10 protein-coding genes and 1 tRNA gene are annotated in these 12,665 nt (G+C 52.1%); 10 read left to right on the top strand and 1 reads right to left on the bottom strand.

All coding sequences use genetic code 11. From position 1 onward, the window contains the following. Positions 1-81: 81 nt before the first annotated feature. The 10 genes from glpD (at position 82) to V7775_RS00800 (ending at position 11,017) form a co-directional block, all read left to right on the top strand. Positions 82-1,683, top strand: coding sequence for a glycerol-3-phosphate dehydrogenase (gene glpD / locus V7775_RS00845; RefSeq protein WP_335749960.1), 1,602 nt, complete (start codon positions 82-84; stop codon positions 1,681-1,683). Positions 1,684-1,702: 19 nt separating this feature from the next. Further along, a complete protein-coding gene (locus V7775_RS00840) occupies positions 1,703-2,791 on the top strand; it encodes an ABC transporter ATP-binding protein (protein ID WP_335749959.1) in 1,089 nt (362 codons plus the stop codon). A gap of 12 nt (positions 2,792-2,803) precedes the next feature. Further along, on the top strand, positions 2,804-3,883 hold the full coding sequence (locus V7775_RS00835; RefSeq protein WP_335749958.1) for an ABC transporter ATP-binding protein: 1,080 nt from the start codon (positions 2,804-2,806) through the stop codon (positions 3,881-3,883). A 47-nt stretch (positions 3,884-3,930) separates the two neighbouring features. Next, positions 3,931-4,803: a carbohydrate ABC transporter permease gene (locus V7775_RS00830; protein WP_335749957.1), complete on the top strand. Its 873-nt coding sequence runs from the start codon at positions 3,931-3,933 to the stop codon at positions 4,801-4,803. Continuing rightward, on the top strand, positions 4,803-5,654 hold the full coding sequence (locus V7775_RS00825) for a carbohydrate ABC transporter permease (RefSeq protein ID WP_335749956.1): 852 nt from the start codon (positions 4,803-4,805) through the stop codon (positions 5,652-5,654). The genes V7775_RS00830 and V7775_RS00825 overlap by 1 nt, the downstream gene beginning before the upstream one ends. Before the next feature lie 12 nt (positions 5,655-5,666). Continuing rightward, complete coding sequence (locus V7775_RS00820) at positions 5,667-5,939, top strand: DUF2160 domain-containing protein (protein WP_335749955.1); 273 nt, start codon at positions 5,667-5,669, stop codon at positions 5,937-5,939. A gap of 77 nt (positions 5,940-6,016) precedes the next feature. Further along, entirely contained in the window at positions 6,017-7,738 is a 1,722-nt protein-coding gene (locus tag V7775_RS00815; protein ID WP_335749954.1) for an ABC transporter substrate-binding protein, read from the top strand. Positions 7,739-7,887: 149 nt separating this feature from the next. Further along, complete coding sequence (gene glpK / locus V7775_RS00810) at positions 7,888-9,375, top strand: glycerol kinase GlpK (RefSeq protein WP_335749953.1); 1,488 nt, start codon at positions 7,888-7,890, stop codon at positions 9,373-9,375. Between the two features lie 16 nt (positions 9,376-9,391). Further along, entirely contained in the window at positions 9,392-10,537 is a 1,146-nt protein-coding gene (locus V7775_RS00805) for an iron-containing alcohol dehydrogenase (protein ID WP_335749952.1), read from the top strand. A gap of 390 nt (positions 10,538-10,927) precedes the next feature. Further along, positions 10,928-11,017, top strand: a tRNA-Ser gene (locus tag V7775_RS00800). Between the two features lie 489 nt (positions 11,018-11,506). Here V7775_RS00800 and V7775_RS00795 read toward each other — a convergent pair. After that, a complete protein-coding gene (locus V7775_RS00795; RefSeq protein ID WP_335749951.1) occupies positions 11,507-12,424 on the bottom strand; it encodes an MYG1 family protein in 918 nt (305 codons plus the stop codon). Positions 12,425-12,665: the final 241 nt, after the last annotated feature.

Here is a 12,665-nt window from a genome sequence, read left to right as displayed (position 1 = left end):
TGATTTGTTTGGCGATTTCGCGTTCATTTACCAAGTGCCGGATTCTGAGTGAGAACGCTGGCAAAACAGGGGAACGCTTCATTGAACCAGCACGCAAACCATACTGTCGTGGATCTTTTCGTCATTGGTGGTGGAATTAATGGATGTGGCATTGCGCGTGACGCTGTTGGTCGCGGGTTAAGTGTTGAGCTTGCTGAAATGAATGATTTGGCTTCGGCCACGTCTTCCGCATCTACCAAGCTGTTTCACGGAGGCTTGCGCTATCTTGAATATTGGGAAGTTCGCCTTGTTCGCGAAGCATTGATTGAGCGCGAAACCCTCCTAAAAGCGATGCCCCACATTTCATGGCCGATGCGGTTTGTTCTGCCCTACCACAAAGACATGCGGTTTGAGGGCGATACGCCAACTTCGAAAATTTTGAATGTTGTGATGCCATGGATGAAAGGCCGTCGGCCTGCTTGGCTTATTCGGTTCGGCCTGTTTCTTTATGATAATCTGGGTGGGCGCAAAATTCTAAAGGGGACGACCTCCCTGAACCTTTCAAACGCGCCTGAGGGTGCGCCGCTGCAGGACAGGTTCGAAAAGGCATATGAGTATTCCGATTGCTGGATCGAAGACAGCCGTTTGGTTGTTTTGAATGCCCGCGACGCCGAAGCGCGCGGCGCACGGATCAATGTGCGTACCAAGGTTGTCTCGGCAGAGCAGAATGACGGCGTTTGGCATGTTACGTTAGAAGACAAAGACAGCGCAGAGCGCCGGCTGGTTGTTGCGCGTATGCTGGTCAATGCTGGTGGTCCATGGGTGGGCGATATCATTCGCAACACAGTTCGGATCAACGCGACTGAGGGTGTTCGTCTGGTGCGGGGCAGTCATATTGTCACATCCAAGTTATATGACCATGACAAATGCTATTTCTTCCAGGGTGAAGATGGGCGGATCATTTTCACGATCCCCTATGAAACTGATTTCACCTTAATCGGGACCACGGACGCCGAACATTCTGACCCGTCGGTCAAACCAGTTTGCACGGAAGAAGAGCAAGATTACCTAATAAATTTCGCGTCGAAATATTTGAAGAAACCTGTCACCAAAGACGATATCGTTTGGTCCTATTCGGGCGTGCGCCCGCTTTATGATGATGGGGCTTCATCTGCCACTGCGGCAACGCGCGATTACGTTCTGAAGGTTGATCAATCGGCCGGTGCGCCAATTTTGAATGTGTTTGGCGGGAAGATCACCACATACCGCAGGTTGGCTGAAACAGCGCTGGAAGAGATCGCAGCCTTCTTTCCAGATACGCAAAAGCCATGGACGGCTGGCGTAGCCTTACCTGGCGGTGATTTCCCGGTTGATGGGGTTGAGCCTTTGAAGGCGTTGTTGCGCACGCAATATCCGTTCTTGGACGAACGCTGGGTTGCTCGATTGGTTCGTGCCTACGGCATGGATGCCTTTGAGGTTCTGGGGGATGCAAAAAGCGAAGCAGATCTAGGGCAAAACTTTGGCACCAACCTGACAGCTCGCGAAGTCGATTGGCTGATTGAAAACGAATATGCGCGCTGCGCAGAAGATGTCGTATGGCGCCGGTCCAAATTGGGTCTGAGGCTGACGGCTGATGAGATAAAAGCGCTGGATGATTGGATGGCCGATGTCGCCGTTAAATCATCAAAAAAACGCGCAGTTTGAATTACGAAGGGGAGAGAGAATGTCACTTGTTCTAGAGGGCGTTTCAAAGGTTGTTGAAGGCCAGACGCATATCTACACAACCGATCTTGCGCTGAAAAGTGGCACGATGAACGTGCTGCTTGGGCCAACGTCGTCGGGTAAGACGTCGCTGATGCGATTGATGGCTGGGCTGGATGTGCCAAACACTGGCAAGGTCATCTGGGACGGTAAGGATGTGACCGGTTTGCGGGTTCAGGATCGCGGTGTTGCGATGGTGTACCAGCAATTCATCAACTACCCCTCCATGACGGTTTACGACAATATCGCTAGCCCGATGCGGTTGCTCAAACAATCTGCTGCGCAGATCGATGCTGCGGTAAAGAAAGCCGCCGAATTGATGAAGCTGGGGGCGTTCTTGGATCGTAAACCTCTTGAGCTGTCAGGTGGCCAGCAGCAGCGCTGCGCCCTTGCGCGCGCGCTTGTGAAAGATGCGGGTCTTGTGCTGCTGGATGAGCCACTGGCCAATCTTGACTATAAGCTACGTGAAGAATTGCGCGCAGAGATCCCCAAGATTTTCGAAGAAGCGGGCTCCATATTTGTTTACGCCACAACCGAGCCCGAAGAGGCGCTGTTGTTGGGCGGCAATACTGCGGCGATGTGGGAGGGTAAGATCACCCAGTTCGGCAAAACGCCAACAGTCTACAGACAGCCCGTTAATGCCACAACTGCGCGGGTGTTTTCTGATCCACCGATGAACTTCCTCAATATCCGCAAGTCAGGTGATCGCCTGTTGTTTGGAGACGGGCAGGCGGCTGCTGCGTCTGGCACGTTTGAAGGTCTTGCTGACGGGAACTATGTGGCAGGGTTTCGTCCCAACCATCTTGAGCTGCAGAAAACGGCATCAGATGCGCTTGAGTTTTCGGGTACTCTAAATGTGACAGAAATCACTGGGTCTGAAACCTTTGTCCATTTGGATCATCATGGCGAAAACTGGGTTGGGCTGATCCACGGGGTGAAGGATTTGGAGATCGGTGCCTCTTTGAACGTCTACCTCGACCCAATCCACATCTACATTTTTGCAGAAGATGGCACGTCGGTTGCGCCTGCATCTTATGCAATCGCGGCCTGAGGGGAACTCACAATGGCAAAAATCACCTTAGAGAATTTGGCGCACTCATATTTGCCCAACCCGAAAAACGAAGACGACTTTGCGCTCAAGGAACTCAACCATGATTGGGTTGACGGTGAGGCCTATGCGTTGCTGGGGTCTTCTGGCTGCGGCAAGTCTACTTTGCTTAATATTATTTCCGGTTTGGTCACGCCAAGTCAGGGGCGTATCCTTTTTAATGACCGCGACATGACTGGCGCGCCCACCTCCGAGCGTAACATCGCGCAGGTGTTCCAGTTCCCGGTTGTCTACGACACAATGACAGTGCGCGATAACCTTGCCTTTCCGCTGCGCAATCGCGGAGCGGACGCAAATTATGTGCGCGACCGTGTTCAGCAAATTGCCGCGATGATTGGCATGGAGGCCACATTGGACCGTAAGGCCCGCGGCCTAACGGCTGATGCCAAGCAGAAGATTTCGCTAGGCCGTGGCATGGTGCGTGAAGACGTGAATGCGTTGCTGTTTGATGAGCCGCTGACCGTGATCGACCCGCATATGAAGTGGGAGCTACGCACACAGTTGAAATCACTTCACCACGAATTTGGCCACACGATGATCTATGTGACACATGACCAAACCGAGGCGCTGACGTTTGCGGATAAGGTTGTGGTTATGTATGACGGCCGCGTTGTGCAAATGGGCACACCGCAACAATTGTTTGAAACACCTGAGCATACGTTTGTTGGCTATTTCATCGGCTCACCGGGCATGAATGTGTTGGATGCCAAGGTGATGGGCGACAAGGCCGTGCTGGCGGGCAATGAGATATCGTTGGGCCAAGGGTACGGCGATCTAACGGGTAAAACAGAGATTGGTGTGCGGCCAGAATTCACCTCCCTAGCGGAGGGGGGCGAAGGCCTACCTGTGACAATCAAACGTGTCGAAGATGTGGGTCGCCATAAAATTGTACGCGCAGATTTTCACGGTACCGAAATCAATGTGATTGCCCCTGAGGGCGCAAATATTTCGCCGGATATGAACCGTGTTGTCTTTGATCAGGCAGGTATCAACGTTTATTCCGACAGCTGGCGTGTTGCGCCGAAGGTGGCCTGATATGACCTTGAACATTTTACCGCTCATTCTGCGAAAAGGAACGCACCATGAATAAAACGGTTAATCAAAAAGCTTGGTTCCTCATTTTACCCGTTTTGGTGTTGGTCGCGTTTTCTGCCGTGATCCCGTTGATGACGGTTGTGAACTATTCGATCCAAGACACCTTTGGGAACAACAAGTTCTTCTGGGCTGGCCTTGAATGGTTCAAGGAAATGATGGAATCCGAACGCATGTGGTCTGCTTTGGGCCGCCAAATCGCGTTCTCCAGCATTATCTTGGCGATCGAAATTCCGTTGGGTGTGTTTGTCGCACTGAACATGCCGAAAAAGGGATTTTGGGCATCTCTTTGCCTTGTGCTGATGTCCTTGCCGCTGCTCATTCCATGGAATGTGGTTGGCACCATCTGGCAGATTTTCGGCCGCGTTGATATTGGCTTGCTTGGCTATACGCTGGATGCCATCGGTATTGATTATAACTACACCCAAGACTTCTATGCTGCTTGGATTACCGTCATTGTTATGGATGTCTGGCACTGGACCTCGCTTGTTGCGCTGTTGGCTTACGCTGGTCTGCAATCGATCCCTGATGCCTACTATCAGGCCGCAAAGATCGACCAAGCAAGTCGCTGGAAAGTGTTCCGTTTCATTGAGTTGCCCAAAATAATGGGTGTGTTGATGATCGCAATTCTGTTGCGCTTTATGGACAGCTTTATGATCTACACCGAGCCATTTGTGGTGACGGGTGGGGGACCGGGCAACTCCACGACGTTCTTGTCGATTGATTTGGTCAAAATGGCGCTTGGACAGTTTGACCTTGGTCCCGCTGCTGCCTTCTCGATTATGTATTACCTCGTGATTTTGCTGGTGTCTTACGTCTTTTACACCGTGATGACGAACCTCGACAAAAGGGATGGCCACTGATGTCTGATCTTACCAACTCCAACGGGAAATCGCGTGGATTTACGCTGCCAAAGATCAAAGGCAGTGCCATTGTGATGGGGCTTTATCTGCTGTTCTTGTTGTTGCCAATCTACTGGTTGGTGATGATGAGCCTGAAGACAAACTCAGAGATTTTGAACTCGTTCACTCTGTGGCCTAATGACCTGACATTTAACAATTACCTGACCATTCTAACTGATGCGTCATGGTACACGGGCTACCTGAATTCGATGGCATATGTTGTCATGAATATGGTGATCTCATTGGCTGTTGCACTGCCTGCGGCATACGCTTTTAGCCGCTATACGTTCCTGGGTGACAAACACCTGTTCTTTTGGCTTTTGACCAACAGAATGGCGCCGCCCGCCGTGTTCGCACTGCCGTTCTTTCAACTTTACAGCTCGGTAGGGTTGTTTGACACGCACATCGCAGTGGCGTTGGCGCACTGTCTGTTTAATGTGCCATTGGCGGTTTGGATCCTTGAGGGGTTCATGCGCGGCGTGCCAAAAGAAATCGACGAAACCGCCTATATCGACGGCTATTCGTTCCCCCGATTCTTTATCCGTATTTTCACGCCGCTTGTTGCGTCGGGTATCGGTGTGACAGCGTTCTTCTTGTTCATGTTCAGCTGGGTTGAGCTGTTGTTGAGCAGGACATTGACCAGCGTGAACGCCAAACCAATTGCGGCGACGATGACACGAACTGTGGGTGCTGCGGGTATCGATTGGGGTGTTCTGGCAGCGGCAGGGGTTTTGACAATCTTGCCCGGTGCTTTGGTCATCTATTTTGTCCGCAATTATATCGCCAAGGGTTTCGCCCTGGGCCGCGTTTAAGGAGAGATCGACATGGAATGGATGGCATGGACATGGCAGACCGCTACATTCTTCGGAATTATTGCGGCGACCTTGGTAACTTTCACGATCCTAGCGATCAAATATCCCGAGGTCCCGCGTATGGGCATCTTGCGGATGGAAACAACGCGGGGTGACAGACTGTTCATCACGCTATTGGGCTCGGCCTTTATTAATCTGGCTTGGCTTGGACTACTCAGCGGACCCCAGTGGGGTGCGTTGATTGTAAGCTTCTTTTACGCCTTGGCTGTCTTTCGCTGGGTTTAATTGAGGTAAAATTGGGAAGGTTTTGAACTTCAATACCTAACCCATTTCGACTGTTCTATTTTTAGGGAGGAACAAAAATGAACTTGCGACTTAAAGGAACGACAGCGCTTAGCGTTGTGGCGTGCATGCTTGGTGCACCTGCGTTCGCGGACATGGATGCTGCAAAAGCATTTCTGGACACGGAAATTGGCGAGCTTTCGACGCTCTCACGCGCTGATCAAGAGGCTGAACTAAAGTTTTTTGTTGATGCGGCTCAGCCTTATTCAGGCATGTCGATCAATGTTGTCTCTGAGACAATTGGTACTCACACATACGAGTCCACTGTTCTTGCGCCAGCGTTTGAAGCCATCACAGGCATCAAGGTTACACATGACCTGATCGGTGAAGGCGATGTTGTTGAAAAACTGCAAACACAAATGCAGTCCGGCGAAAATATCTATGACGCCTATATCAACGACTCTGACCTGATCGGTACGCACTGGCGTTACCAGCAGGCGCGTAACCTTACCGACTGGATGGCGGGTGAGGGTGCGGCTGTAACCAACCCTAACCTTGATCTGGAAGACTTTATCGGTCTGTCCTTTACCACTGGTCCAGATGGAAAAGTCTATCAGTTGCCAGATCAGCAGTTCGCGAACTTGTATTGGTTCCGGTATGATTGGTTCAACGACGAGCAGAACAAAGCCGATTTTAAAACAAAGTACGGCTATGATCTGGGCGTTCCAGTCAACTGGTCTGCCTATGAGGATATCGCAGAATTCTTCACTGGCCGTGATTTGTCACGTTTGGGCGTAGAAGGCGAAGTCTTTGGCAACATGGACTACGGCAAAAAAGACCCATCCTTGGGTTGGCGCTATACTGATGCGTGGCTGTCCATGGCTGGTGCCGGCGACATCGGTGAGCCAAATGGCCTGCCAGTTGACGAATGGGGTATCCGCGTAAACGAAAAGTCACAACCGGTTGGTTCCTGTGTGGCACGTGGTGGTGCAACCAACGGTCCAGCTGCTGTTTACGCTGTGACCAAAGCAATCGAATGGTTGGATAAATACTCTCCACCGGCCGCTGCTGGTATGACATTCTCTGAGGCGGGCCCAATTCCTGCACAGGGTAACGTTGCCCAACAGATGTTCTGGTACACTGCATTTACTGCAGCGTCCGTAGAACCTGATCTGCCCGTAATGAACGAAGATGGCACGCCAAAGTGGCGTATGGCACCTTCGCCACACGGTGCATATTGGACTGAAGGCACAAAAATCGGCTACCAAGATGCTGGTTCATGGACTTTGATGGAATCTACACCAGTTGACCGTGCACAAGCGGCTTGGCTCTATGCGCAATTCGTTACATCCAAAACTGTGGACGTAAAGAAAAGCCACGTTGGTCTGACATTCATTCGTGAATCCACGATCCAACACGAGAGCTTTACCGAGCGTGCACCTAAGCTGGGTGGTTTGATTGAATTCTACCGCTCGCCTGCGCGTGTTCAGTGGTCTCCAACAGGTACCAACGTTCCTGACTATCCAAAGCTGGCTCAGCTGTGGTGGCAGAACATCGGCGACGCAATGTCCGGTGCGAAAACCCCACAAGAGGCACTTGATGCACTTTGCGCAGATCAGGAAAAAGTCCTGATCCGTTTGGAGCGTGCAGGTGTTCAAGGTGATATTGGACCCGTCATGAACGACGAGATGGATCCAGAGTACTGGTTGTCTCAGCCCGGTTCGCCAAAAGCGAAACTGGCAAACGAAGACGAAGCTCCGGTAACGATCTCTTATGACGAGCTGATCAAATCCTGGCAGTAAGCACTACTTTGGGGGCCAAGAAATTGGCCCCCAACCCTCAATCTCCCCTTTCAACTTTTGTGACTGGACGGGCTGCGACCGTTTGGTAAGATTTGCAACCGCACCCGAGCGGCAGCAATTTCTGCAACCTAAATAATAAAGGTGCGCGCATGACCTATGTTCTGGCGATCGACCAAGGCACAACATCCACCCGTGCAATCGTATTTGACGAAGCAATGAGCGTCGTTGCAAGCGCCCAAGAAGAATTCACTCAACATTTCCCGCAATCAGGCTGGGTCGAACATGACCCAAATGATCTGTGGACCACGACGACAGCAACCTGTCTGAAAGCCGTGGAGACCGCCAAAATTTCATCCGATCAGATCGCCGCCATTGGGATCACCAATCAGCGCGAAACGGTTATTGTCTGGGATAAGCAGACAGGCGAACCAATCCACAATGCTATCGTTTGGCAGGACAGGCGGACCGCTGACAAATGCCGCAGCATGCGCGACGCTGGTCATGAAGAGATGATCTCCGCGCGTACGGGTCTTTTACTGGATCCCTATTTTTCAAGCACCAAACTGGCGTGGATTCTAGACCACGTTGAAGGCGCGCGCGAACGGGCCGCCAAAGGCGAGCTGTTGTTCGGTACTGTCGACAGCTATCTGATTTGGAAGCTGACAGCCGGTGCTGAACATGTCACGGATGCCACAAATGCAGCGCGCACGATGCTGTATGACATCCACAAAGGACGCTGGAGCAGCACCATTTGTGGACTGTTGGACATCCCCATGGCGATGTTGCCGCAGGTCAAGGATTGCGCCGCCGATTTTGGCCATACTACGCCTGATCTGTTTGGGGCAGGGGTGCCGATCTACGGTGTCGCAGGGGACCAACAAGCCGCCACAATAGGGCAGGCGTGTTTTGAACCCGGTATGCTGAAATCAACCTATGGAACGGGGTGTTTCGCATTGCTGAACACTGGCGAGGCGCCTGTGAATTCGAAAAAACGGCTGCTCACGACGATTGCATATCAGCTGGATGGCAAACCCACCTATGCCCTCGAAGGATCCATCTTTGTGGCTGGGGCGGTTGTGCAGTGGTTGCGCGACGGGTTGCAGATTATCGATGATGCGGCGCAAACACAGGCATTGGCTGAGCAGGCTGATCCGACCCAGAATGCAGTTATTGTACCCGCTTTTGTAGGGCTGGGTGCGCCGTATTGGAACCCTGAATGCCGTGGTGCAGCCTTTGGTCTGACCCGTGGCACAGGACCCGCAGAGATGGCCAAGGCTGCGCTGGAAAGCGTGGGCTATCAAACCCGCGATTTACTAGAGGCGATGTCAGAGGATTGGCAGGCAACGGGCGTGCGGCCAACCTTGCGCGTGGATGGCGGTATGTCCGCCAATGATTGGGCGATGCAGTTCCTGTCTGACATCATCGCCGCACCAGTGGACAGACCTAAAAATCATGAAACCACCGCGCTTGGTGTTGCTTGGCTTGCTGGGATGCGGGCAGGGATCTACCCCGACCAGAAAACCTTTGCAGCGTCATGGGCCCGCGATGCCCAATTCCTACCAGCTATGGATGAAACCGTTCGGAGCGAAAAATACGCGGCTTGGCAACGGGCTGTCCAAGCGACGATGCTGTTTTGAAGTAGGTTTGATCAGCATGGCATTTTCGTTCTTCAGTCCACAGGCGCTTCATTTCGGGCGTGGCCAAAGCCTTCGTGCTGCCGAAATGGCCGCTGCGTATGGTTCCAAAGTTCTCGTTGTTCACGGCGCAAATGCCGCCCGTGCACAGTGGTTAATCCAATCTTGCGACGATGCGGGTCTGCAAGCCCGCACCATCAGTTGCAGGAATGAACCTACATTGCCAGAGGTTGAGCAGGCATTGGCGGCACTAACCGGATTTTCACCCGATGTTGTCATCGCGCTCGGGGGCGGATCTGTTATCGACTTTGCCAAAGCACTGGCCGCGCTTTTGCGGTGCTCTGGTCAGCCTCAAGAATACCTTGAAGTGGTTGGTTCTGGACGTGCTTTGGAACATGCTCCTGTGCCGATGATTGCCCTTCCAACAACGGCAGGAACGGGGGCGGAAGTCACTAAAAACGCCGTCATCGCGGTGCCAGAGCAAGGTGTTAAGGTCAGCCTGCGTGATCCAGGAATGGTGCCCGATATTGCCATTGTTGATGCGGGCCTGATGCAAGGTGCGCCGAGACGTGTTGCCCTTGCGGCTGCACTGGACGCAATTACGCAGGTCATCGAACCCTATCTGTCGGTCAAAGCAAACCCAATGACCGACGCTCTTTGCATCAGCGCAATTCCGACCGGGTTAATGGCGTTGCGTGCGTTGGTCGAGGATGATGCGCCTGAGGCATGGGATAACATGGCGTGGGTTAGCACCTGTGGTGGTTTGGCACTGGCGAATTCGGGGTTGGGGGTCGTTCACGGTTTTGCAGGGGTGATCGGCGGCATGACGGCTGCACCGCATGGTGAAATTTGCGGAATATTGTTGCCTGCAGCTCTGGAGTCACATCTAGAACATTCACAGAAAGGAACTGATATTCACACACGGCTGCATTGGGTTCTGGGGCAAATTGACATCTGCTTTGCAACCTCTGGCCGGGGTAGGGGTATTATCGATCTGCGTGAGTGGTCGATGGAAATGGGCCTTCGCTGCCTGTCAGAACTGGGCGTTACGGAGGCAAATCACATTGAAGTGGCTCAAGCCTCTCAAAATACTTCGTCTATGAAAGGGAGCCCTTTTATTCTTTCATGTCATGAGCTTGTGACCATCCTGCAACGGGCTCAATAGATCGTTAAGGGGATTTTCGACGATCTATTCGAATGAGGAATCTTGAGGGGAACTTGTTTGGTTTTATTTTTGATGAGGTAATGCGATGAGAATTATTCCCATTGGATCTTTCACAAAATAGAGCTGAAATCCCCGGGGTTCATCGGTCAGCCCATAGATAATTTCAGTTCCTTTGCGCAGGTAACTCTAAACGAATTGAGGCGAGCAGGCGCAGCGGTCGGACCCCAAGGCGATTTCGCTGTGAGGGAAGCTACCTACACGCCCGCCAAGCCCGCGTGTTCAGTGTTTCAATGGGCTAATTTCACCGATCTTGAAGTCTCGGACGTAAATTTAGAAAATTGGGTATTTTCGGCTTGTAATACCCATGTTTGCTTGGCTATACGCGTCGGTGGAGACGTGGCCGAGTGGTCGAAGGCGCTCCCCTGCTAAGGGAGTAACGGGGTGACTCGTTCGAGGGTTCGAATCCCTTCGTCTCCGCCACTTACTTCACGTAAGTGACTGGAATTATGAAAAATATATAAAAATTTTCGATTCGTTCCCATGTTCAGCCCCACACTTGATCCCTGCTTGATTGTTGCGGTAAAGCTGAGTCAGACGTCTTTCCCGTAATCAACTTGCGTTGCTCATCGTGACTGAATTGCCCGTAATCCACACCCAGAGACTGGCATTGAGCCTAGAGTCTGTACGAAAAATACTGGTTGAGCGCTGATTGCTAAGATCGGCGATCAGAGCCCGAAGCTGGCTGTTGTAGTCGGGATTGGCGCTGGAGTGCTACTTCCACAATGCGGACATCTGGGGAAGCTGGTTTCGTCGCCTCAACGCTAACTTGCAAAGTTACTGCCTGGACCCAAGGCTACCAAGGAAGAAAGGCTATGCGTGGCACCTGCAATTTGTGACGCTCTGCTCACAAATTTTTTGCGCTGTCAGTCAGTTATTATACTTGCCATTCGATAGCTAATAAAGAGGTGTTTAACCCAGTTCGCGCACCGCGATAAGGGCCATCTCCAAGATGGCCTCACGTGACGCTGCAACCGCGATAAAGCGGGCGTTATGGCAGAATTTCGCACCCTTTACGCCGCTCGCATCCTCGAGGGCGACGTCTGTTAATCCGGCCCATGCGGCCGGAAGATCGGCGCGCTGTTCAAACGTGTCATTCGAAATCTTAATGCCGTTGAGGGTCCAGTCATCACCACGCGGATTGATCACGAACAGCATGTGTTCGGCCTCAGCATCGTCAAGCGCGGAACGATAAGGCATGCCCATCGGTAATTCGAGGATCGGGGAGGTGCCCGCGTTGGTGATGGCCCCCAGAACGATGCTATGCGCACGGGCTTTTGCCGCGTAGTTGCGAATTTTTGCTTCTACAAAGCTGCGGGCTATGGGGAGTGCAGCAAGGAATGCATCGTCATCAGCGGTTGGCGACGCGTCATCAAAAACGGGTTTCAGACTACCCAGTAAGGAGGGTAGTGTCAGGATCGAAAGAGGGCCCGCAACAGAGGGTTCAATCGCGCCGTTGTCCAGCAGATCAATAGGCAGGACAAACTTGTTGTCAAATTGACTGTGTAGTTCCTCGATGTCGCCTGCAGGTACATCCATCGCGGCCAGATAGTCACGACCATAATGGGCCCATATCAGGCCAAAAGAGCTGTAGGGTTGTTCGTCATCGCGCAAAGGGCCGGGACGTTGGTGGTGATCGAAGATCTGTGCAGCAGTGTCATAGTCGCCGCCAACATCATAAATGATCTTGTCAGCTGCAGGCGTTATCCACTGGCGATCCCGTGTGCGTAGGATCTGCGCATTTGGAAACAGTCGGGTGAGCACAACGGAAGACAGCAACTCATCCGCGTGAAAACCGCCTGAATGGGTGACAAGATGCTTAATGGTCATGGTTGTTTCCAAACGAGATACTGACGAAAAAGGTTGGTACTTTAGGTGCCCTTTTGCGGGCACACCACTGGTTTGTCAAAGCTTCCCAGTCAGTTCAAGGTTAAACGTCACGGAAACAAACTCATTCCATTTTGGACAAAATAACAGCTCGCTGATAAATGAAGCGCTTAGACAAGATTGATGAGTATTTTTCGTGCCGTTAGGTCACACTTTCCTTGGAGTTGGGCCATGTTAACGTTCG

It is taken from the genome of Sulfitobacter sp. (genome assembly GCF_036960155.1).
GTDB lineage: Bacteria > Pseudomonadota > Alphaproteobacteria > Rhodobacterales > Rhodobacteraceae > Sulfitobacter.
Note: the sequence above shows the minus strand (reverse complement) of the source record. Positions and strands in the feature narration are given on the sequence as shown.

Bases quoted from the DNA above. Each gene is read 5' to 3' on its own strand.
- V7775_RS00840 (WP_335749959.1), top strand. From the start codon at position 1,703: ATGTCACTTGTTCTAGAGGGCGTTTCAAAGGTTGTTGAAGGCCAGACG.
- V7775_RS00835 (WP_335749958.1), top strand. From the start codon at position 2,804: ATGGCAAAAATCACCTTAGAGAATTTGGCGCACTCATATTTGCCCAAC.
- V7775_RS00830 (WP_335749957.1), top strand. From the start codon at position 3,931: ATGAATAAAACGGTTAATCAAAAAGCTTGGTTCCTCATTTTACCCGTT.
- V7775_RS00825 (WP_335749956.1), top strand. From the start codon at position 4,803: ATGTCTGATCTTACCAACTCCAACGGGAAATCGCGTGGATTTACGCTG.
- V7775_RS00820 (WP_335749955.1), top strand. From the start codon at position 5,667: ATGGAATGGATGGCATGGACATGGCAGACCGCTACATTCTTCGGAATT.
- V7775_RS00815 (WP_335749954.1), top strand. From the start codon at position 6,017: ATGAACTTGCGACTTAAAGGAACGACAGCGCTTAGCGTTGTGGCGTGC.
- glpK (WP_335749953.1), top strand. From the start codon at position 7,888: ATGACCTATGTTCTGGCGATCGACCAAGGCACAACATCCACCCGTGCA.
- V7775_RS00805 (WP_335749952.1), top strand. From the start codon at position 9,392: ATGGCATTTTCGTTCTTCAGTCCACAGGCGCTTCATTTCGGGCGTGGC.
- V7775_RS00795 (WP_335749951.1), bottom strand. From the start codon at position 12,424: ATGACCATTAAGCATCTTGTCACCCATTCAGGCGGTTTTCACGCGGAT.